Origin of the sequence: Stygiolobus azoricus (assembly GCF_009729035.1) — an archaeon.
GTDB classification, from domain to species: Archaea; Thermoproteota; Thermoprotei_A; order Sulfolobales; family Sulfolobaceae; genus Stygiolobus; species Stygiolobus azoricus.
Genome location: NZ_CP045483.1, coordinates 1,505,382 through 1,527,449 on the forward strand (window position 1 = coordinate 1,505,382; position 22,068 = coordinate 1,527,449).

A 22,068-nucleotide genomic window follows, 5' to 3' on the forward strand; every position below is an offset into this window, starting at 1 on the left:
AGTTCAGTTGAATTCATGTACAACTATAAGCTAATAAATCTAGAGACTTCCCTCAGGAATAATACCAAAATAATAAAACTCCAAACTAGTAGCTCTAGAGTCAGTTTTGAAAACGGTAGATTCTTCGACCCTCACAATTTGATAGTTAAAAAAGGGAACGAGGCTGAAGAGTCCATTAAGGCAGAGCTAAAGAACATAAGAGAAATTATCATAGATGGTTTAACTAAAGCTTCCATAGAGTTCGACTTACCAGTATCTCTAATCAAACGTTATGTAGAAGACTTAGTGGAAAAACCTACTGCTATTAAACCTACTAGCTATTTGGACTTTGAGGTTTCAGAGCTGGAAATAGAACTTAACAAGATCTTCTTTGACAGGAACTTAAACATGCCAGGTGATGTAGTACCTCAAAGAATCCTTAAACTGTCTATAAGAACTAATAAAGGATGTACCAAGCTCAAGTTAAAGGAGAAATCTAACGTGACTCTTGAGTATGCTGAAGACTGCGAAACGTGGAGTGAAGAGTCACTAAAGGTTCTCTCTGTACTCTCGTCTCTACACCCTACTATTTTTGAAGTTAAGGAGATAATAGACTATCTGAAAAAGATGTGCAGAGTATAATTAGAGACTCTTCACTCTTCAGTAACTATTTAAATATCATTTTAAGTTTGGTAATACTGTGTATGAGGTATTACTAAATCCTAATTTTGAGGAGACAAAGTATTTTATTGAGAGAAATCTTAGCAAGTCACTAATTACGATTCTAGCAGAATGCGAAATATTATATGAGGGTAGAGCTTTTTCCAAAGCTTCCTCATCGAGAAGGCTTATTATAGTTAAGGCTGATGGAAGCGTTATTGTTCACGAGAGTACTAAAAGAGAACCAATTAATTGGCAGCCACCTGGCTCGAGAATAGAGGTAAGTATAGAAAGCGAAGTCTTCAAAATTAAGGCTATAAGGAAGAGACCGAAGGAAAAACTCGAGATTCTAGTGTCTAGAGTATTCTTTATAACCTCTTCTGTAGTAGAAGAAGGGGACTTCATGCTGGTGGGAAGTGAAAAAGACGAAGTGGACTTGGTAATTTCAAAACCTGAGCTAATTGAGGAGGGATTTAAACCTTTACAAAGAGAATATAGTACACCTTACGGTAAGATAGACTTGTTGGGTAAAGATAATAAAGGCAATTATGTTGTACTAGAATTTAAACGTGCTAAGGCAACTCTACAAGCTGTGTCACAGCTTTATCGATATGTGATGTATTTTCGAGAAAGAGGTCAATTAGTAAGGGGAATTCTTGTAGCTCCAGGAATTAGTGAAAACGCTTTAAACTTACTTAGACGTCTTGTATTAGAATATGTTGATCTACGTAGTATTATTGACTTTACCAATAATGGCAGACATACTGTTACTTTATCAAATAGTAAAGGAAATCAAGCTCAAGAGATCGGTCAGAGGGGACTTTAAAGGAAAAGTCTCGGTAATAGTTCCCGTAAGAGGTGTTGATATAAACGCTGATAATAATATTAAGTCCTTACTTAGTCAGGATTATGAGGATTATGAGGTTATTTATGTTGTGGATGAGCTAAGAGACCCGATTGTAGACGTATTGAAGAAATATAACGTTAAGATTGTAGTTTCCGAGGAAACTTGTTCCCATTGCAGTGGTAAAATTAGGGCACAACTGACCGGTTTAAAATACGCTAAAGGAGATATAATCGTCTTTGCAGACTCGGATACGTATTATCCTAAAAACTGGTTAAAAGATCTGGTTTCACCCTTATCAAACTACGTTGCTACTACAGTTTTCTCATGGCCTAAGCCATATAGACTCAGTATAAAAAACCTAATAAGGGCAGGATTTTGGACTTTCGGTTTTGAGTCACAAGCGATTGGTGGAACTTTTCTTTGGGGAGGTTCTATGGCTTTCAGAAGGGATTTCTTTAACAATGATGTTATGGAAGACCTTAAGACACAGTGGTGCGACGATTGTACCCTATCTAGGTTAGCAAAGGAAAGAGGCAAAATAGGTTTCGTATTTAATGCTATGCCTTTAAACGTTTTCGATGAAAAAGACTTACTCAGATGGGCCAAAAGACAGATACTAACGGTCAGAATGTATTCTAACAAAGGATACAAAGGGTTCTTAATAGTAGCTTTCTTCTTCTCACTTTTTATCTTCTTGTTCTTTCTAACCAATAACGATTTTTTCCTTACACCAATGTTGATATGGATAATAAAGAATTTAATAAGAGGAAGTTTTACGATAGGTATCACTAATTCTATTATACCGTCAATTATGTCAGTCCCAGCAATTTTCTTCACTTTGGCAGTAGCAGTATTAGCTTACAAGGAAAAGAATATATTTTGGCGAGGCAAAGTTTACAAATTGTGATTAAGTGGAAAATTATATTACTGATATCAATTCTCTTGCTGATAATTAGTATCGGAGTTGGTGACTATCTTATTTATCATTATGAAGAAAAAATTACAGTACCTCCTAACTCCTCAATAGTAGTGACGAGTGCTGATATGTTAGTCCAAGGACAGCCTCCTGCTCTAGCTCCTGCTAGCCTTCAAGAAATAGGTAAGGTTCAAAACAACAATCAAGTAGACAATATTTATAGCGTATCACAAGCTACAATAACTAATACACATACAACATCATTTACAGTATTACTAATTCATACTTCTGTATTATTAGAGGTGGATTTCGTCATATTAGGAGTTGGATTACTACTTTTCATAATCTCTGCATTAGGTCTGGTTTACGTTAAGTTTGTGAAAAAGACATAAGATCTAACAATCTTAAGTTATGAATGAGTGTTGAGGCACGAAATACCTTTAAATTTTCTTTTCTTCTTTAGCTAATTCCGTTGCTATTTTAAATAGTTCAGGATACATTTCACTTAGACCTTTCTCTAGGGCTTCTTTAGCTACTTTGCTCATTTTAAAGCTAGGTACCGTGTGATAGAGGTACTGAAGCACTAAAAATGCTTGGTAGCTCCATACACCGATCTTAGGATCCTTTTGAATGAACTCTCTCATTTTCTCCTTTATTTCAAGCGATTTATCCTTATCGAATTTTACATCTGGAGACTTATCTTCCTTGTTGGAACTATTTAATTCTTGTGTAGAGTTCCCTTCTATTTTACTTACATCTTTTGTCTCAACAACTTGTTTAACTTCGGTTTCTGAATTTTCTTTTTTTACCTCATTGCTCCCAATGTCACTTTTTTTCCTTTTTATAATGAGATCTAACTCACTCATCACTCGATCACCATCTTAGCTAACTTTTCGTAAAGGCTTCCTAACTTAGGTTTCTTGACTCTGAACTCTTCATACCTAATTGCCGGAACACCGAGTCTAGTGGCTTCAGAGAATAGTTTAGATTGAGGTATTGCAATATCTATACTCTTCACTGCAGAATAATCAACATTTACAGCCTTCTTACTCATGTTAGTTACAGCGAAGGCTTTTTTGTTAAGACTTACGAGTCTAGAGTCAAGATTTTTTGCCGCCTCGAGCACTAATGGCTGGGGGGTTATCGGCGTAACGATCTTATCTGCCGCCATCATAGCTGATACTGACAACGTACCTAAGTTTGGAGGCGTATCTATAACTAGGTAGTCAAAAGATTCGGCTATCTTACGTAGAGTAGAGACGGTAGACTCAATATCTCCGTTGAGTTCTACCTTTAATAGCCCAATATGGGCAGGGAACATCTCGACGTTAAAAATATTTACGCTTTTACCTCCTAGGGGATAATCTTTCTTTTCCCTTTTTATTCCAAAGGATACAGTGGCCCCTCCCTCAGGATCCAAATCTATTAACGCTGTATTTTTGGTTTTAGCCAAAGTATAAGCGAGATTTACGGAGGTAGTGGTCTTACCAACCCCACCCTTTTGGTTAATGACTGTTATTATCATGTCTAGACTCTTATCTTCGTAGTCTTTAATTCTGATTCTTCTCATAATACTTCTTAGTCTAAAAGGGTAAGAGAAGAGTGAAGCAAAAAGACTCGCTATTTAAAAATTAAATCAGCAATATGTGTTGGGTTTAAGCCCATTTTAATGAAAGCAATAGAACAAGAAGGATTTGTAGAGACTACTATATTCGCTCCGCTCTTCAGAGTCTTCTCTTTCTTAATTTGCATAACTTGACTAGCCATATCCTTATTGAAGATAAAGTAATCACCTCCAGCACCACATTCAAAAGACGGTTCCTCAGCTTCCCTAATCCTAATCCCCATCATTTCTAAAACTTGTCTGTCATACTTATCGATCCCTAATAAATGAGCGTGGCAGGGTTGGTGTAAAGTGACTTCCATATCCTTTTTAGGTAATTCCTTAATGAACTTGACTAAAAACTCCGAGAAGTCATACACGTTCAAACCCTTCTCTTTCATATGAGCAGAACAATTAGACGACAGAGAAACTATAGGCTTCTTAATTTCCTTCAGTTTACTTATTAGCTCTTCAGCTCTCCTAGTCTCTCCTACATGAGTGTGAGCCAGGCCACAACATCCGTTCAGAATCTTCACTCTATACCCACGACTCTTCAAAAACCTCAACGCATTCTCCACAGTACTCCTAAAGATTACGGACATTATACATCCCGGGAACAATACCAGATCATAATCCTCTTCCTCATGACTTAACGGGGTAGAGCCGTTCAACCTCAATACGGGTTTTATAAATGGAGTGAGTGTCTCTGGTCTCTCTAGCATTCTTACCAAAACTTTCTCTATTGCGTTGGGTTTACGAACTGAAGTTATTATATCTGAGTATTTCACCCCGCTAGGGCATGCAAGCTCGCATCTCCTGCAGAACATACAAGTGTTGAGACCTACACTGTCAATACCTAATTTCACGGCTGTAATCCTACCGCGTGGTGAATGAGTTTCTGACCTAGTTATTACGTAAGTAGGACAAGCCTCTAGACAGAACCCACAGTGCACACATTTAGAAAGTTCTTCTTTTAATCCCATTCCCATAACACCTTTAACTCTCTTGAACTTACTTTACAATTACCGAACATCTTACAAGGATTGAACAAACCTTCCGGATCGAACGTCATTTTCAACCTCTTCATTACATCCAAGCTTATCTCGTCGTAATATACTTCGAGATACTTTACCTTCTCGATCCCTATTCCGTGTTCACCTGAAGGTACACCACCGTTATTTAACACTAGCTTTTCTATTTCATCGCTCGCTTTGACTGCCCTATAAAAGCTATCGAAGTCTTCCGGATTATAGGAAATTAGAGGGTGTAGATTACCGTCCCCTGCATGAAACACGTTAGCAATATAAACATTATATTTCTTGGATATCTCCCTTATTTTTTCTAATGTTTCAGCTAAGTTACTTCTTAGCACGTTACAGTCCAGAGTTATATATGCGGGGGATATAGTTCCCATAGCAGGAAAAGCACCTTTCCTTGCATTCCAATACTTCGACTCGTCCTTAGTGTTTATTATTTCTCCTCTATTATTACTTATCACATATTTCACTCTACTCTCTTCCTCGGCTACTTGCGAACCGTCAAGCTCTATTAATAGCAGTGCTTCGCTCTCTGGCAAACCTGCCTTATATCTGCTCTTTTCTATAGCTATAATCGAGTATCTGTCCATCATCTCTAAGGCTGAAGGTATTACACCGCTTCTGAATATCTCCACTATCGCATTCGCAGCATCCCTTAATGAGTTAAATGAAGCTATTACAGTTTTTCTCTCCTTAGGTCGCACGAATAATCTAAGTCTAGCTCTAAGTATAGCTCCGAGCGTACCCTCTGCTCCTATAAATATACTACTCGGGTTGAGAAACGGTGAAGGCTTAAATTCCTCAACCTCACCATTCGGCAAAATTACCTTTAATCTTATTACACTGTTGTAAGTAGGGCCGTACTTAACAACATGAATACCTCCCGAGTCATGCGATATGTTACCCCCGATGCTTGAAACTTGGTAACTTGCAGGATCTGGTGCGTAAAATAAGTGAGGAGGAGCGTTTTTAGTAACCATGGCGTTAACTATACCCGGACCTACTTCTATTTCTAAGCCTTCTATACTGTATACTTTGTTAATCCTGCTTAAGCCTACAACTACTTCATCGCCATTAAGCGGAACTGTAGCTCCACTAAGACTGGTACCTGAACCTCTGACTATCACTTTCTTTCTCCGTGAAATTAACAACCTTATTACCTTAACGACCTCATCTTCGCTTCCCGGTAGAATAACAAGTTCTGGTTCTCCCTTAACAGCGGATAGACCATCAAAACCGTATAGCCTTTTTTCATCAGAAGAAATCACCCACTCCTCTCCTACGATCTGCTTTAGCTCCTCAATTAATTGCACAAGCTTAAATTGTTATTATGGTTTAAAATGTTTATACACAATCATGGAATGTAAAGAATTGTTTGAACCTACAAGTTATGAAGAGATCTTAGAAATCGTAAGAAACGCTAATGATAGCGGTAAGAAAGTTCACATTCTGGGACTGGAAACTCATCACGTAGTCGAAAAACCATTCGAAATTTGTATATCCACTATAAGGTTAGACAAGATCTTAGAAAGTTCTACTTCTGACCTATACGTGTCTGTTCAAAGCGGGGTTAGGTTCAATGACCTTCAAGAACATCTGTCCAATAACAACTTGTTCTTTCCTGCATTTTACGAAGGTACTATCGGTGGTCTGATATCAACTAATTTACCCTCGCCGTTCTCCCTATGGTACCCTTATCCTAGAGACTTAATATTAGGGGCGAAAATAGTCACAGGTGACGGAAAATTAATAAAGAGCGGAGGAAAGACTACAAAGTTCTCTAGTGGTTACAAGATTTGGAAAGCTCTCTCGGGAGCATTAGGAACCTTGGGTATTTACCTAGAACTTTATATCAAAGTTTTACCTAAACCCGAGAAAATAATATCAGTAAAAGTCGACAGACCTGAAGATATTATACGAGAAAACCCATGGGGAATAATATCGTTTCTAGATTCTTCAAAGATCTCCACCTATGCAATTTTTGCAGGATTTTCAAGTTATATTGAAAAGATCTCGAAAAACTCAGAAGTAATAGAAGGCATTTTACCAACGGATATGAAATGCGAAAGGATCTACGGGGTAGTTACAGCCAGAGGTGAAGAATTACAACTTTTAAAAAAATTCTCCTCTGGGATAGCGTTTTACGGAAGTGGATATGTTAGAACGTGTGACGAAAAAGCTCTTTCATTACGCAGCGAGGATTACACTGTAGTGATCGAAAAGGGGTGTAGAGATAGTGAGGATTGTTTGGGTTATTCCTATACCTCTCTAAGGTTACTGAAAAATTCATTAGATCCAAATCACGTTTTATGTTCGGGTATAGCTTTTGACTGTTGAAGAGTACTTCTTAAATTATAACGGCGAGAAGATTTTTGTAGTCCTACTAGGTTTTGCATCTAACAAGTACTACTTCTATTATCCGAAAGGCGATACGCTTGTAATTATTGATAATGAAGGAAAAGTTGAAATGAAAGAAATATTAGAAGTAGTAGGCACAGCTCCAGCAGGGTTTAAGGTCGGAGAAGTAGTTGAACCTTGGGAGAAAGTCAAGGCAAGACCGGTAGTATGGAGAGTATTAGATAAAGAAATACAAGCTGATAACATTTACGCTGTTTACTCAACCTTTCAAGACTATAAAGTGCTGGAAAGCTCCGTTCCAGATAGGTTAAAGTCGTTTTTCCTTAGAGATCAAGATCCATGGGATTATAAGGACTGGTGCTGTGTCATGATCGCCTCACAGAAAGACTTAACCAACTTGCCACCTACCTTCAAAAAAATCTATTTAAAAAACGGTAAACTTGAGATCTAATTCTCTACTTTCTTCTCTTTCAGGATCTCGTCTATAAGGGTATTTAATTTACCTTCTATCTCAATTGGTTGAGAGGAGGGGTAATATTGATAGTAAGAAGGTGCAGCTTGGCTAATTCTTTCCTCAAAAGATGGGATTGTTTCATTCTTATAGAATACTCCAATGGGTATCCTGTCTCCCCACTCTAGACTCTTCTCTATTGCTTTCTTTAGCTTATCCTTGACCTCGTTCTCATTCCTCACTACTGGATCCCAGTCAGGCTGTTCCTCAAGTTTATAGATCCTTTTATCGTACCATTCCTTAGTGTTTATATCATTATATGTTGGACAAGGTTGAAGTACATCTATTACTGCTAAACCCTTGTGCTTTATAGCCATCTTTATCAATTCTTTGAGATGTTTAACATCGTAGGCATATCCCCTAGCCACGAATGTATATCCAGAGGATAATGCCAAAAATAGAGGGTTAATCGCATCGTTAATATTAGGCTTAGGTAATGACTTAGTCTTTATTCCTCTCAGAAGTGTAGGAGAGGCTTGCCCTTTAGTGAGACCATAAACGCCGTTATCGTGAATTATTACCGTAATATCGATATTTCTTCTTCCTACTGAAACGAAATGACCGACTCCTATTCCCAGTAAGTCCCCGTCTCCACCATTCACTATTACTTCCAGTGAGGGATTAGCAAGCTTGATTCCAGTTGCAAATGCTATTGCTCTACCGTGTAGAGTATGGACTCCAGAGATTGGTACCCTCATGAAGTGCGGTAGTTTACCAGAACATCCGATTCCAGATACGATTACGACCCTTTCTAAATTTAGTCCTAGCTCCATTATTGCCTGCTGTTCAGCATTAAGTATGCCAAAATTACCGCAACCTGGACACCAGTCACTCCACTCAGGTTTGAACTGTTTAAGCGCCTCCATTTAAAACCACCTTTTTAACGTCCTCTTTAATAGTTTGCCTTAGCGCACTCTCTAACTCGTCCTTTAGGAACGGCCTTCCATTCCACTTCAAAATATAATTAGTAGGCTTAATTCCAGTAAACATCGTTACAAGTTTTGAGGCTTGAGCTAAATAATTTCCTTCAACAGCAATTATTTTTTCCTTACCACTGAGTATATTTGATACAAGCTTTGTAAGGAAAGGAGAGAACATTCTGAGTTGTAACACTAGAACGTCAATACCACCCTCGTTGATTATGTCTTCAAGGACTGAACCGCAAATCCCCATGTAACTACGACGTTCTTGGAATCGGTATCTCCGAATATCTTGACTCTAGACTCTTCCGAAATTTCACGGTCTGCTGTCTCGAGTTTTTTCATCCTTTTCTCATACATCAATGTTCTGTTCTCAGGGTCTTCAGATATGTGACCCATCTCGTTATGTTCGTCCCCCTGTATAATACATGAGAGCTCCTCCTAAAGGCGCTCTCGCTGATATTCCATCAGATGTCAACATAAACCTACGATATGTGAGGTCTGCTTTATATACTATCTTACCCCTATCTGCTTTTAACTCTTCTAACTTAAGTTCCTCCCTAGGTATTGTAGAATAGGAGTTAGCTAGAGTTTTCTCTACAAGGTGTATAACAGGCGTTTGATACCTTTCTGCCAGATTTAAAGCCCATACCGCGTCCCTAAACGCTTCTGCGTGGTCTCCAGAAGCTATTATTATTTTTGGGAATTCACCGTGTCCCGCAAACATTGGGAATAGGAGATCCGATTGACCTGTCCTTGTAGGCAATCCAGTAGAGGGGCCACCTCTTATATAATAGGTGATAACAACGGGCACTTCATTCATTCCTGCCCATCCCAAACCCTCAACCATTAATGAGAATCCCGGTCCAGACGTTGCAGTTGCTGATCTTACACCTGCTAATGCGGCTCCTATTGCCATGTTAACTGCAGATATTTCGTCTTCAGCCTGAACAACTACTACAGTACCTTTAATTTTATCGCCAGTCTTTGGATCTATCATCAGAACCTCTTGATGAGCTTCTATAAACGTGCTTTCATCCGAGGCAGGAGTAATAGGATAATATGACTGGAACCTGAGACCGCCGTATATTTTTCCTATTGCCACCGCTGTGTTCCCATCCAACCAATATCTTTCACTATTGGTCTTCAACGTTCTAAGGTTATAGACCGAGTCTGTTAGCGAAGAACCTTCCTCTATAGCTCTTGCGTTTAATTTCCTATAAAGATCCTGCTTAAACGTTCTATCACTTGCTTTGATTAGAAACTCTTTCTCTAATCCCAAGAGTTTGTAAGAAACAGCTATTCCTATAGTGTTTTTGACCCTCTCTACAACGGATAAGGGAAGCTTGAATTCGTCGACAATTTTCTTAGTTATCTCTTCATAGTTCACAGGAATTAACTTAACTCCTTTTTCTTGAGCTACCTTAAGAGCTGAATATACTGTCACTTCTTGAGAGTCTATGCGAAGAGACCTTTTTATTCTCTCCTTAGTTTCTTCCTCCATTGACTGAATAGAATCTAACTTGACATTTTCTACAGACTTATTGTATATTAAATAAGATGTAACGTCTGTAAAGTGGTGAAATATTGTTTCCGCGTCAAAGGATACAAGGATATCTACCTTTTGTGTATTGCTCTTTACCCTCTTATCTGAAATCGTTAGCGTAAAGTAACTATGCCTACCTTTTATATTAGAATAATACTATCTGTTTCCGAATACATAATACCCAGCTGAGGCTATGGCATTACCGAAAACAGTAGCCGACGTATCAATTCCAGTACCTTGTGCTCCTCCAATCATCCATGTTAATCTCATATCATCTTATAGTCTCGATGTTCCAGAATATAAATAATTTTGTAAATCAAATTAAACAATTGTTGAAAAATAAAAATTCTTTAAATAATTCCATTTATCTCATGAGGAATAGATCAGTTAAAAGAATGCTTTAAATACATTAGCACGATTACTTACACATGAGACGAAACGATGTATTAGATTTGCTTATAGGAAAAGGAAATTACGTAGACGATATACCGTATAAAGGTTATTTCGGTGTTTTCGTAAGGAGTCCATATCCCCATGCCCGAATTCTCAAGATAGATGCTGAGGAAGTGGTAAGGAAAGGAGGGCTCGTATTTACTGCAAAAGATCTCTATTTTAATAAAGGCGAAAAAGAAGAGAATGAAGGCACTGCACTCTTGACTCTACCCTTGGCTTTCAAAAAAGTAAGATATGAAGGGGAGCCTATAGCACTTGTCATAGCTGAAGATCCTTATAAAGCACAAGACCTTGCAGAGCTGGTTAGTATTGACTATGAAGTTTTACAACCGGTTTCTAGTGTAGAGGAAGCATTAAAGAACGAAGTACTGGTTTTCGAGGAGTTAAAGACTAACGTGGTATACGAAAAGACTTTAGAATATGGTACTATTCCTTTTGGTGACAAGGAGTTAGATTTAGACCTTTATTGGTCTAGATCTTCGGGAAACCCTATAGAGACCTTTGGTGCAATAGTGTATCCTGACGGAACAGTTTACTCTAATGCTCAAGCTCCAAAATTTTTGGCCGAAGAGATTAGCAAAATTAGCGGAAGAAAAGTTAAACTAATCCCGGTCAGAGCAGGTGGTAGTTTTGGCTCAAAGTTTTCATTAGCACCTTACATTTCAGTACTTGTTCAGGCTTCGGCTAAATTTAACGTACCTATAAAATGGATAGAGACCAGGAGTGAGCACTTAAAGGCATCTAACAGTTCAGGACCAGAAAGGACTTTCAAAATAAAAGTATACTACAAAGAGAACGGGTTAATAACGGGATTAGACTTTACCGTATTTGAAGACATAGGGGCTAGCTTATACAACGGACAAGCTTTCAAGCCTTCTGGTATTTTAGCTGGGCCTTACAAAATAAGAAACATCAGATACACTGCTAAACTTATAGCAACTAACAAAAATCCGCCGGGAGCATTTAGAGGAGCTGGAACTCCACCCCACACTTGGGCTTTAGAAAGAATAATGGACACATTAGCGGAAGAGCTTGGAATAAGCAAGAGCGAGATCAGAAAGAAGAACTTCATAGACAATTTCCCATATGAGGCTCCTTATACCTTATATGACTCAGGAGATCCGAATAGACTGCTATCTTTAGCCCTCGAAAGAACTGACTTATGGAACTTAAGAGAGAAGGGTTACGGTATTGGGTTGGCTTGTTCTACCGATCCCAGCACTCCATCAGGAACAGAAGGTGTTAAGATAGAGGTCAGAAACGGTAAAGTAGTTGTAAAAGTCGGTTACAGTCCGGAAGGACAAGGGAACGAACATACGGCTGTAAAGCTAGTCTCACAGTTTTTAGGTATACCAGAAGAACTAGTTACAGTGGAAACAATTGACAGTGACTCCTCTCCCCCTTCATTTGGCCCCGGAGGAAGCAGAATGGCAGTCTTTATGGCAGGTGCAATAAAAGGCGCTGTTGAAGAGCTGGTAAAGGTTATCTCCCAAAGGATAAGGAGGGAGTACGGAGAAGAAGTCGAGTTCTCTAATGGTTACTTCATTGCTAAAAACGGAGATAAGTTCCACATTTCTAAGTTTGAGGGCACAGAAGTAACATACACATTTAATCACCAAGGGAAGTACAGATTTACGGCTTATCCTTTTGCATGTGATATAGCTGTTGTTAAAGTGGATAGAGAAACTGGACTCATTAAACCAGTAAAGCTAGTAGTGTATATAGATCCGGGTACTCCTATTGACGAAGAGTTAGTTAAAGAGCAAGTAATAGGAGGTTCTGCTATTGGGGTTTCGCTTGCGTTATATGAGGCATACAAGTACGGAAAACAAGGTGAATTACTCACTACTTCATTAATAGATTACGGGCTTCCGTCAGCGTTAGATTTGCCAGAATTTGAGATTAATATAGTTCCAACACCATCACCTTATACTCCGTTAGGTGCAAAAGGTGTAGGAGAGATCCCAGTGGGAGTAGCAGCTGCTGCAATTACGAGTGCAGTTGAAGACCTAACAGGCAAGAAAATAAGAAGTGTACCTATTGATAAGGAAATTCTATATACCGGGTAATTTGTAAATGATACCGTTTATTATAGATTCTATTTCAAGTTTTTTACCAGCCTTGTAATCGTAGAATAGTTCAGCCTTACTCAGAGGATCGATCGTATCCCCATTAATCACCTCTTCCTTACTTGCCTTTCCTGATATGATTTCATATTCTAGGTTTTCTCCATTACGTGTAATTCTCACTCTATTAATCCACGGATATACGTTGTTTGCAATTACTGCTGCGAGGAGATATGTATCTAAGGTTGGGGCTAGAGTCACAATCACTTGCTCCTTAGACTGAAGAACTTCAGAAGTATTACGAAAATCAGTAAATATGTTTCTCTTCCTTTCATAATTAATCACTACTCCATTTTCGAACTCAACTATTATGTCGTCCTCGTTCTGAGTGTTTATTTTCTGTTCAAGTTCACTAAAGGTAGTATGGGGCATAAAGGTGAATCTAACTTTACCTCTGAGGATTATAGCTCTAGGTGGAACCCAATTATTCCTAACGATTGTGACTTCAACATTATCTATTGGGACTGCATAATAAATGTATTGAATATATTTTTTGTTTATGATTTTATCTTTTACACTTGCTAGCTTTTGGTCTTCTTCAACTAGAGTTTTAACTGCGTCTTGAATAAACCTTTCCCTATTGAATTTATTTTCCTGAAATAATTTACCGAGTTTATTATCTAATTTTTTGATTAAATTTCGCAACAATTTATCCTCAAGATAAAATGTAATAATTGGCTGTAAATCTAATTTATTTGAAAATTCAATAGTTTTCTCAACTAAATTTTTAATTTCATTTTTTGAGCTTAAAACACTTAATGATTTCACACCAAACTCTCATAGTGGAAAAATATATTATTTCTGTATCTGAAACACTATGAAACACTTTTTAACCTATGAAACCCTAATAAGGGTGAAACACGAAGTAATTTGTGACCAAAAATGAAATCACTACCCCTCTTGCTACTAATAGTGTCAAGTGTCGCAGCGACTGGTGTAATGATAGCTGGAATGCATGGCTACGGACCGCTAGGATATATATCGTATAATGTAATACAAACTAATAATAATAGTACTGAAATAATTCCTGCATACATAAATCTAGGCAATATAACAGCCGGTGAAACGGGAACAGTATCTGCAAATGCTACTCTTGTAATCTCATCTAATGGAACTTATGAAATAAAACTATTACACACAGAAAAACTGTCTAAAGTGTTCTCTTCTTTCAACGTAACGATATCCATCGGAAAAACTACATTAACTTTAACTTTAGATCATGACGAACAGGAACTCAACTTAACTACCGGTAAGTATAATGTAGTAATAACGATACATTACAAAGTGAGCGATAACCCACATGGAGACTTGAGTGTAAATAACGAGCCCCTATTAATAATTCATCCTTATGGAGACCACGAGAATTCAGAGGACAATTCGTAATCAACTGATAACTCTTTAGACACCTCCACTGAAAATAGTTGGTAAATCAATTAAATCCTTAATAATTTTTTAATTTATTTTTAATGATTATTTCTCTAGAAATTCAAATTTCGTTTATTTCAAAATTGGAGTACTCCTTTAGTCTATTTACTCTTAAATCCATATAATGAAGCGGGTTTATATCAACTACCAAGAAGTTTTCAGAAGATCCCATCTCTACAACTTTTTCAGCGTATACATATTTACCCTTTTTCACGGGAACATATACTACACTTTTACCTGGGTATTCTGGCAACTGTAAAGCGTTGGCGTTGACAATTGCTAACCTATTTTCGAGTACCCTAACTCTCAGATAATCCCTCCAAAGTTCCAATCCATCCTGAGGAATCTTCGATGGAATTAGTACTACTTCAACACCCTTTACGAACATCTGCCTTATTACCTCAGGAAAGTCAACATCGTAGCATATGACTATACCTATTTTTACACTCCTATATGTAAATATAATTGTTGAAGACCCAGGAAAAAGTCTGTTTTTTTCGTCTTCATAAAGGTGTATCTTTTTAGCTATTCCTTTTACTTCCCCGTTCGGGTCTATGACCGGTGAAACAACTGAGACACCGTCTTCTACGGCTCCAGGTATTACATAAGAGGTGTACTTTTTAGCAAGGCGTTGGAAATCCACTAAAGGTACATCGTCTAAGTGCTTAGTCCATTTCTCAGGTAACAACACTATTTCCGCTCCCGCCTTCAGTGCTTCCTCAGTAAGTTGTACTGCTGAGAAAGTGCTAGTAGGCTGAACTATTGCAAATTTCAACTCTCCTCTGCCTTTTGTTTCCTTCTAGTGGTCTCCATTTTTCTTAATTCCTTCTGTACTCTTTCTTCTAACCTTTCAACTGCTTTTCTTACGGCAGTTACTGGATCCCAATCACTGTCCTTAGTTACGAAGTCGCCTACTTTTGTTACAGCTCTGGCTGTTACTTGATATAGCTTCTTACCCTCGCTCTTGGACTCCTCTTTAAACGTCACTTTAAAGTTTATAATGTCCGTAAGTTTCTCTAATCTCGAAAGGTACCTCTCTAATATACCATCTATGAGAGCTTTCATATTCCCTTGTTTTAATTCACTTGTCAATCTTGCCTCAATAGGTATTTCCATCTGATACTTTTTAGCGATGATGGTTATTGCGTCAATACCACTAAACATACCTACTAAATATTCCCCCTCTAAGACCGGCGTTCCAGATATCTTCTTAGACAACATTGTCTCTACAGCCTTTTCTACACTATCGTCACCTTTTGCGGTTATAACTGGATAATTCATTATCTCCTTTACGGGTAATGACATCAACCTCTCTTCCTCTGTAAGGATTGAGGATTTTTTCTTACCCCCACTACTATAAAGCCTATCTACAATATCCCTAGCAGAGATGATTCCAGAAACTTTCTTTTCTTCCATTATTGGTAACTTCGTTATGTTGTTATTACTCATGAGCCATCTAGCTCTTGCTACCGAATCTTCAGCATTAACAGTTATAACTGGTGAGTTCATGTATTCCCTAACCTTTGCTTTTGCAAATTCACCACTACTTAAGAAATATGAAAGTAATCTCTCCCTAGTGATTATACCCACTAATCTTTTCTTATCATCAACAACTGGAATAGCCCTAGCCTTAGCCGTGTAGAACTTAGCCACTACTTTCTGAATATCGTCTTTTTCGCTTACCGAAAGCAAAGGGCTCATAAGGTTTATTACTTTAGACTCGGGACTGATCCTTTTTCTCAGCAGATCATTATAACTTAAAATCCCCACGACTTCTTTTTCTTTAATTACGGGTACTACCCACTGATTATTTTCCCTCATCTTGCTTACTATTTCCCTTATCCTATCGTTGTAAGTTGCTATTACCTTTGATTCCTCGATTAATTCTTTTATACTCATCATGGGAAAAAATCCAGTTTTACACTTATATAGTTTTTCGACGTAGATAATTGTAATGCACAAGACGGCATTCGTATGGGATGATCGTTATTTGGACTATTCTTTCCCTGGTGATCATCCTTTCAAATCACTCCGTGAGTCAATGACGAAAAAAATACTTGAAGAAAGAGGTGCATTTCACTATATAGATCTCGTAAAACCGGACATTATACCCGAGGAAATGTTGTACAAAGTTCACTCCAAGGAATATGTTGAGTTTGTGAAGAAAAAGAGTGAAGAAGGAAGAGGATATTTAGATGATGGTGATACACCTGCATTTAAAGGTATATTTGAATCCGCTTTGGTTAGAGTTAGTGGTACTGTGACCGCCGTAAAATTACTTGATAATTATGATCACACGATAAACATAGGCGGAGGATTCCACCACGCGAAATACACTTCAGCTTCCGGCTTTTGTGTATTTAATGATGTAGCCTTAGGGATAAAAATAGCCGAGGACAAATTCAACAGAATAGCTTTAGTAGATATAGACGGTCATCACGGTGATGGGACACAGCTACTCCTTGCAAATGATCCTAAAGTCCTTAAAATATCCCTTCACATGTACCATAAGGGCTTCTTCCCCGGTTCTGGAGACGTCGATGAGATAGGAGAAGGAGATGCAAAAGGGTTGACTATGAATATTCCTCTACCACCGGGGACTGCAGACGATATGTACTTATACGCATTCAACCAAGTTGTGGTACCTAAGCTTAATGAGTTTAAACCAGAACTAATTGTAATCCTGAACGGTGGAGACTCACACTTTACTGATCCTTTAGTTGAGTTAAAACTATCTAACAAAGGTTATTTAGACGTGATCAGAACTCTTCACAAACTTGCTCACGACTTTAATGCCAAGATTGTTATGACCGGAGGTGGAGGTTATAATTACGAGTCAACTGCAAAAATTTGGGCATTATCTATAGCGGAGTTAGCAAATCTAGACTTCACGGATTTCTTGGAACTTGAAGATTGTTGTTATTTAGCCTCATCTGGATTCGTGAAGAAAAGAGTAGTTGAGATAGTAGAAAAATTAAAGAAAATCCATGGGCTATGATACTAGTATAAGTGACGAAGCCTTTCTAACTTTCTCTTTAGCTTCCTCTACATCCTTACCAGTAGCTAGGACAACACCCATTCTCCTTTTATAGTAAGTAGAGGGTTTTCCGAAGAGCCTTATTTGAACACCAGGAATTTCTAGAGCTTTCTCTACATTAATGAATTTAGGGGCCCACTTTTCATTATTAGCCAAAATAACGTGAGCTGCTGCAGGTGTTACTAACTTGACCTCTGGAGTTGGAAGTCCTATTGCACTTCTCACGTGGATCTGAAACTCGTTAATATCCAGGCTTGCCATAGTCACTAGCCCAGTATCATGGGGTCTTGGAGATACTTCACTAAAGAGAACCCTATTACCGCTAATAAGTATCTCTACACCGAATATACCGAAACCACCTAGCTCGTCAACAACTCTCATTGCATATTCTCTAGCTCTGGCTGCTACGTCCTCTGGAACAGTCGAGGGATGCCATGATTCAACGTAGTAATATACGTCTTTAGGTCTCTGATGTTCTATCGGAGGTAAACTCTTCGTCTGAACTCCACCGTTAATCAATGGGTACCTATATGTAAGTACCGTAAGCTCTCTGTCAATATTTATGAACTCTTCGACTATAACTTTACTACTTTTTCCTCTGGCATGAGCTAATGCCTCCTTAAACTTTTCCTCAACTTCAGATTCATTATATATTACCTCATGACCATGCCCGCTTGAGCTCATCTCAGGTTTTACTATGCATGGATAACCTATGTCCTTACAAGCTTTTTTAACCTCCTCTGACGTCTCTGCAAAGGCATAAGCAGTAGTAGGCACTTTTACCTTCTCAGCAGCCAACATTCTAAGGTCTAGTCTGTTCATACAGATCTTCACGGCTCTAGCGTTAGGAATTACTCTAAAGCCCTCTTGTTCTAGTTCCAGCAATGCGTCAGTATTAATTGCCTCTATTTCAGTAATTATAGCGTCTGGATGTTCTTTTTTAATTATACTCTTTATTGCATTACCATCTAACATGTTCACTACATATTTTCTGTGAGCTACATGCATTGCAGGAGCCATATCATATCTGTCCACTACTACGGTCTCTAAACCCATCCTCTGGGCTTCTATCACCATTTCTTTACCCAGTTCTCCTCCGCCAAGCCAGAGGAGTTTTTTTGCACCTTCGAGAAGAGGCGTACCTATTTCCATACCCTCTCTTTACTTGCAAAATTTAAAAATTCACCTATTAACATAGGTTAATATTTACTTAACTAATTAAACTCCTTATATACCTCACTACCCTCTCATAATCCTTTAAAAAGTAGTAAAAGCAAACCCACCTTGAGGTCTTGCATGTGCCAGCCCAAGGGAAAACTATAACACCTTTAGAATATCTTCTCTCGTAGTCCCTAATTTGCTCTAACTCGTAAAGCCCTACCTTTGCTTCTACCACTACTTTGTCTTCAACTAACATGTCCGGTGTATTATGGTATGCTAAACCCAGTTTGGGCAAAGATATAATTCCCGAGTTTTTATACCTCTTGACGTTAAAGTAAGAGGATAAGACGGAATATACATATTCCTCAAATACGTAACCTACAAGTTGATTGAGTTTTAGTATTCTTATTTTGGGATCAGGAAAAGCTAAGGCATAATTTTCGTCAACAATAATTCCAGTAGCTTTCTCAAGTTCTTTTAATTTATTCAGGTGAGGTATTTCGTTTCCAAATAACTTGAACTTCACATCTTTTAGTTCTGAACCGCTATTACGATCGTAAACCTTAATGAGAAAGTTACTTACTGTTACTATGACATCTCCTTCTTGGGAAGGTAATAGGTAATCTCCAACCCTTTTATACAAAAAGACTTGCACGAGTAAGAATAGCTGAACTTATAATTTAATGTAACAGCTTTCATTATTGATGCTATTAACAATAGGAGACGTTGAATGGGGTATTGCATTAACAATCTGGGTGGCCTTCGTTACTCTTTACATATCAAAACTCATTAGCAAAATTACTACGACCTATGTGGCTAGAAAAGTTATGCACATATTAGGAGGAGGTGTTGTAGCCATACTTGCACCTTTTGTTTTCACCTCCCCACTTGTCCCTATTATAGCATCTTATGTTCTGATGGCATATTTAATATTTAACAGAGCGAAGAAAAACTACCTTAACTGGTTTCAGGATGAAGGAAATAGAGGTGAAGTCTACTATACTTTCTCCTTCGGAACATTACTCTTGATTATGGAATTTCTAGATCACGGCTACTGGTTAACTAAAGACGTATTCATTCCCTTGTTGCCAATTTATTACATGTCTTTCGGAGACGGTGTAACTGGAATTATTCGTAATTACGTGTACAAGAGGAGAGTGAAGGGACTTTGGGGAAGTGTAGGAATGGCTATCGTGTGTGTTCCTCTGGGTTATTACTTTTTCAGTATATACGGTGCAATATCTGGAGTAATAGCTACGCTAGTTGAGATCGCGCCTTTTTTGGACGATAACATAGGAGTGCCTTTTATATCCTTTGCCTTCTTATACCTGGCTATAAAAGTGCTTTAAAGTGGAGAAATTCTTTATATCAATCACTTTTACGTCCAATGTTTTAGTGTTTATAGTAATTATACCATTAATCTTGCTCGTCTTCACGTCGTCAAGAGTTACATCGGGAGATTTACTGTATTTCCTTATTAAGAACATTACTTTCCTAATATCTTCTTCCTTCCTTTCTTCTGGAGGGATTAATAGGGGCTCTGGAATTGGGGGAATGTAAAAGGAAGGAACGGCTATATAAAACTCGTGACCAACATTGCTATACCTAGCTGTTTTCAATGCTAATCTACCCATAAGGAATTCCTCAGCTGAAATAGCGTTGGTAGGAGGTACGTAACCTGTTTCGACCTCAATTGAAATATCTATTCCCTTTATTGCATATATATCTACTATACCACCCGATACTTCTACTTCAGCATAGACTTTAAACCCTTGATTTAAGAGGTGGGCTGCCAATATGATCTCTAAAACGGAATGGTTAATGTTCAATACTCCAGTCCTATGAAGACCAATAATTTTTCTCACGATATCGTCAAGACCATAAAGACTACCATACTTTTCAATTATCTTCTTCTGAACAGAAGTAATATCCCTTACGTAATCCATTTTCATACCAAACCCTCTCTCAGACAGGGAAGCGGTCTTCATCAGCTCTGTAAACCGTCACATCATCATTATTTAGAATCAAATTTATCACACTGGGTATATAAAGAGTTATTATGTTAAGCTGGATATTAGGCTCTCCTGCACCTCCTTGGCATTACCTAAGGGACATGTTTGAAGATTACAGGAACGTAGCAGTTTATCTAGATAGTAAGGGAAACATAGAGTTAGTAAAAGTTAGTGATCTCGATGAGTTTCACACTCCTACTTCTGTGTTGGTAAACGGGTACTATTTGTTGACGCTGAAGCCCTATTACATCAAAATGAAGAAGTTCGTAGCTTTTCCTACAACGAGATTAAAAGTAGTTAAAGAACTCTTAAAAAACCACGGTTGGAGGGCTATGGAATTTTATTACGGTGAGCAGTTCCTAAATGCGTGGATAGTGTATGACTGTGAAGACTGTGAAGAAAGACAAAGACTCCATTTAAAAATAAACGAAGAAGAACTAACTGATGACGAGTTAATAAATAAACACCTTGAAATATTTAGAAGTTAGAACTCATGAGGCTCTTTACTTATCTTAAATTCTTTTATCCCGTTAAATCTAGACGCAGAATAGTTCTTGTCTTCTTCTCCCTCTATAATGAAACGGAAGAGGATCTTTGCTAATCCTGGACCTACTTCTGCTCCGTACCCATTAAGACCACCTATGTAATATATCTTCTCAGTGAGCTGCCCATAGACTGGTCTCATGTCTGGAGTCCCCTCACAGTAACCATCCCCTTTGTAAAACGGTACAAGGGGTCCTAGCCTTTTACTTGCCTTTTCCACAGCCCTTTTGTCACCAACTTGTGGTGTGAAAGGAGAACACTCAATGATATCCCCATCTCCTACTATGGAAAGAAAAGAACCGATTCCAAGTACTGGTCTCGAATAAAACCCGAGTTCATAGTCGTATACGAATACTCTATCTAACTCTCTTTTAGGAGTAAGAACAGCCCAAGCCCAACAATAGTAGCTCTTAAGAGGGAGTTTAAAATCTGTAGATACAGAGTTCCACGCTCCAGAAGATAATATTATGATGTCATATTTACCACTAACCTCTTTTTCCTTGTTAATGAAAATCCTACCCTTAGCGTCCACATACACATTACCATGAGAATAAGGGACAGAGTCTACTAAGTTTTTGACACCTACAAGCCTGTCAGTTTTCTTCCCCTCTATGGCTGAAGTGTTCAACCAGTCCACGTATAGTTCTCTAACTTCGAATCCCCTCGTTAACCAATCGTCGAATACCTCTGAAGGTATTTCCCCTATAGTATAAGAGGGATACGAAAACAAAGGTACGTTATGAGATCGATAGAAATCCAGTGAATCTAAAGCTAAATCTATGTCCTTACCACGAAGTAATAAAGAATGAATTAGGGTAGGGTAAAATTTCCTAAAGCCCGATTCTATCACGTGGACTTGGTGTCCTTTTTCCCTAAATAGATAATATAATGTGCTACCGGCAATTCCTCTTCCTATAATTAATATTTTCACAAG

At 38.1% G+C, this 22,068-nt stretch carries 23 protein-coding genes and 1 pseudogene; 11 read left to right on the plus strand and 13 right to left on the minus strand.

Annotated elements, in window-relative coordinates:
• Positions 1–15 precede the first annotated feature (15 nt).
• Genes D1868_RS08285 through D1868_RS08300 form a run of 4 tightly spaced genes read left to right on the plus strand, consistent with a single transcriptional unit; the run spans position 16 to position 2,794 of the window.
• A complete protein-coding gene (locus D1868_RS08285; RefSeq protein ID WP_156007334.1) occupies positions 16–621 on the plus strand; it encodes a hypothetical protein in 606 nt (201 codons plus the stop codon).
• A 58-nt stretch (positions 622–679) separates the two neighbouring features.
• Positions 680–1,465: an endonuclease NucS gene (gene nucS / locus D1868_RS08290; protein WP_156007336.1), complete on the plus strand. Its 786-nt coding sequence runs from the start codon at positions 680–682 to the stop codon at positions 1,463–1,465.
• Positions 1,356–2,393 (plus strand): glycosyltransferase family 2 protein, encoded by a 1,038-nt coding sequence (locus tag D1868_RS08295; RefSeq protein ID WP_156007338.1) that lies wholly within the window; start codon positions 1,356–1,358, stop codon positions 2,391–2,393. Before nucS ends, D1868_RS08295 begins: the two co-directional genes overlap by 110 nt.
• Positions 2,390–2,794 (plus strand): hypothetical protein, encoded by a 405-nt coding sequence (locus D1868_RS08300; protein ID WP_156007340.1) that lies wholly within the window; start codon positions 2,390–2,392, stop codon positions 2,792–2,794. The genes D1868_RS08295 and D1868_RS08300 overlap by 4 nt, the downstream gene beginning before the upstream one ends.
• Before the next feature lie 48 nt (positions 2,795–2,842).
• On the opposite strand, the gene D1868_RS08305 is transcribed toward D1868_RS08300, so the two are convergent.
• From D1868_RS08305 to D1868_RS08320, 4 genes are all read right to left on the minus strand, one after another.
• The gene (locus tag D1868_RS08305) at positions 2,843–3,268 is read right to left on the minus strand and encodes a hypothetical protein (protein WP_156007342.1); all 426 of its coding nucleotides are present in this window, start codon (positions 3,266–3,268) and stop codon (positions 2,843–2,845) included.
• Positions 3,268–3,927, minus strand: coding sequence for a ParA family protein (locus tag D1868_RS08310; protein ID WP_156007995.1), 660 nt, complete (start codon positions 3,925–3,927; stop codon positions 3,268–3,270). Before D1868_RS08310 ends, D1868_RS08305 begins: the two co-directional genes overlap by 1 nt.
• Positions 3,928–4,022: 95 nt before the next feature.
• Positions 4,023–4,988 (minus strand): (Fe-S)-binding protein, encoded by a 966-nt coding sequence (locus tag D1868_RS08315; protein ID WP_156007344.1) that lies wholly within the window; start codon positions 4,986–4,988, stop codon positions 4,023–4,025.
• On the minus strand, positions 4,979–6,355 hold the full coding sequence (locus D1868_RS08320; RefSeq protein ID WP_156007346.1) for an FAD-binding oxidoreductase: 1,377 nt from the start codon (positions 6,353–6,355) through the stop codon (positions 4,979–4,981). Before D1868_RS08320 ends, D1868_RS08315 begins: the two co-directional genes overlap by 10 nt.
• Before the next feature lie 43 nt (positions 6,356–6,398).
• Here D1868_RS08320 and D1868_RS08325 point away from each other — a divergent pair, with 43 nt between their 5' ends.
• The gene (locus D1868_RS08325) at positions 6,399–7,379 is read left to right on the plus strand and encodes an FAD-binding oxidoreductase (RefSeq protein WP_156007348.1); all 981 of its coding nucleotides are present in this window, start codon (positions 6,399–6,401) and stop codon (positions 7,377–7,379) included.
• Positions 7,369–7,851, plus strand: coding sequence for a hypothetical protein (locus D1868_RS08330; protein WP_156007350.1), 483 nt, complete (start codon positions 7,369–7,371; stop codon positions 7,849–7,851). Before D1868_RS08325 ends, D1868_RS08330 begins: the two co-directional genes overlap by 11 nt.
• Here D1868_RS08330 and D1868_RS08335 read toward each other — a convergent pair.
• The gene (locus tag D1868_RS08335; RefSeq protein ID WP_156007352.1) at positions 7,848–8,777 is read right to left on the minus strand and encodes a 2-oxoacid:ferredoxin oxidoreductase subunit beta; all 930 of its coding nucleotides are present in this window, start codon (positions 8,775–8,777) and stop codon (positions 7,848–7,850) included. The genes D1868_RS08330 and D1868_RS08335 overlap by 4 nt on opposite strands.
• A pseudogene (locus D1868_RS08340) lies at positions 8,764–10,647 on the minus strand (2-oxoacid:ferredoxin oxidoreductase subunit alpha). The gene D1868_RS08335 and the pseudogene D1868_RS08340 overlap by 14 nt, the downstream one beginning before the upstream one ends.
• Before the next feature lie 158 nt (positions 10,648–10,805).
• Here D1868_RS08340 and D1868_RS08345 point away from each other — a divergent pair.
• On the plus strand, positions 10,806–12,899 hold the full coding sequence (locus D1868_RS08345) for a xanthine dehydrogenase family protein molybdopterin-binding subunit (RefSeq protein WP_156007354.1): 2,094 nt from the start codon (positions 10,806–10,808) through the stop codon (positions 12,897–12,899).
• Here D1868_RS08345 and D1868_RS08350 read toward each other — a convergent pair.
• Positions 12,885–13,601 (minus strand): hypothetical protein, encoded by a 717-nt coding sequence (locus tag D1868_RS08350; protein WP_231112349.1) that lies wholly within the window; start codon positions 13,599–13,601, stop codon positions 12,885–12,887. The two genes, D1868_RS08345 and D1868_RS08350, sit on opposite strands and share 15 nt — an antisense overlap.
• Positions 13,602–13,838: 237 nt before the next feature.
• Between D1868_RS08350 and D1868_RS08355 the strand changes: the two genes are divergently transcribed.
• Positions 13,839–14,339 carry a hypothetical protein gene (locus tag D1868_RS08355; protein ID WP_156007357.1) on the plus strand — a complete coding sequence of 167 codons (501 nt, stop codon included), beginning with the start codon at positions 13,839–13,841 and terminating at the stop codon, positions 14,337–14,339.
• A 103-nt stretch (positions 14,340–14,442) separates the two neighbouring features.
• Here the strand turns inward: D1868_RS08355 and D1868_RS08360 are convergent, their stop codons facing one another.
• Together D1868_RS08360 and D1868_RS08365 are read right to left on the minus strand one after the other, a co-directional pair.
• Positions 14,443–15,156 carry a carbon-nitrogen hydrolase family protein gene (locus D1868_RS08360; protein ID WP_156007359.1) on the minus strand — a complete coding sequence of 238 codons (714 nt, stop codon included), beginning with the start codon at positions 15,154–15,156 and terminating at the stop codon, positions 14,443–14,445.
• Positions 15,153–16,283: a CBS domain-containing protein gene (locus D1868_RS08365; protein WP_156007361.1), complete on the minus strand. Its 1,131-nt coding sequence runs from the start codon at positions 16,281–16,283 to the stop codon at positions 15,153–15,155. Before D1868_RS08365 ends, D1868_RS08360 begins: the two co-directional genes overlap by 4 nt.
• Before the next feature lie 52 nt (positions 16,284–16,335).
• Between D1868_RS08365 and D1868_RS08370 the strand changes: the two genes are divergently transcribed.
• On the plus strand, positions 16,336–17,379 hold the full coding sequence (locus tag D1868_RS08370) for an acetoin utilization protein AcuC (RefSeq protein WP_156007363.1): 1,044 nt from the start codon (positions 16,336–16,338) through the stop codon (positions 17,377–17,379).
• Here D1868_RS08370 and purT read toward each other — a convergent pair.
• Positions 17,374–18,570, minus strand: a complete 1,197-nt coding sequence (gene purT, locus D1868_RS08375; RefSeq protein ID WP_156007365.1) for a formate-dependent phosphoribosylglycinamide formyltransferase — start codon at positions 18,568–18,570, stop codon at positions 17,374–17,376. The genes D1868_RS08370 and purT overlap by 6 nt on opposite strands.
• A 58-nt stretch (positions 18,571–18,628) precedes the next feature.
• Entirely contained in the window at positions 18,629–19,234 is a 606-nt protein-coding gene (locus D1868_RS08380; protein ID WP_156007367.1) for a hypothetical protein, read from the minus strand.
• A 49-nt stretch (positions 19,235–19,283) separates the two neighbouring features.
• On the opposite strand from D1868_RS08380, the gene D1868_RS08385 reads away from it, so the two are divergent.
• The gene (locus D1868_RS08385) at positions 19,284–19,928 is read left to right on the plus strand and encodes a phosphatidate cytidylyltransferase (protein ID WP_156007369.1); all 645 of its coding nucleotides are present in this window, start codon (positions 19,284–19,286) and stop codon (positions 19,926–19,928) included.
• Here D1868_RS08385 and D1868_RS08390 read toward each other — a convergent pair.
• The gene (locus D1868_RS08390) at positions 19,902–20,567 is read right to left on the minus strand and encodes a hypothetical protein (protein WP_231112350.1); all 666 of its coding nucleotides are present in this window, start codon (positions 20,565–20,567) and stop codon (positions 19,902–19,904) included. The two genes, D1868_RS08385 and D1868_RS08390, sit on opposite strands and share 27 nt — an antisense overlap.
• Positions 20,568–20,638: 71 nt before the next feature.
• On the opposite strand from D1868_RS08390, the gene D1868_RS08395 reads away from it, so the two are divergent.
• Positions 20,639–21,079 carry a hypothetical protein gene (locus tag D1868_RS08395; RefSeq protein WP_156007371.1) on the plus strand — a complete coding sequence of 147 codons (441 nt, stop codon included), beginning with the start codon at positions 20,639–20,641 and terminating at the stop codon, positions 21,077–21,079.
• Here the strand turns inward: D1868_RS08395 and D1868_RS08400 are convergent.
• Complete coding sequence (locus tag D1868_RS08400) at positions 21,076–22,065, minus strand: FAD-binding oxidoreductase/lyase (RefSeq protein ID WP_156007373.1); 990 nt, start codon at positions 22,063–22,065, stop codon at positions 21,076–21,078. The genes D1868_RS08395 and D1868_RS08400 overlap by 4 nt on opposite strands.
• Positions 22,066–22,068 lie beyond the last annotated feature (3 nt).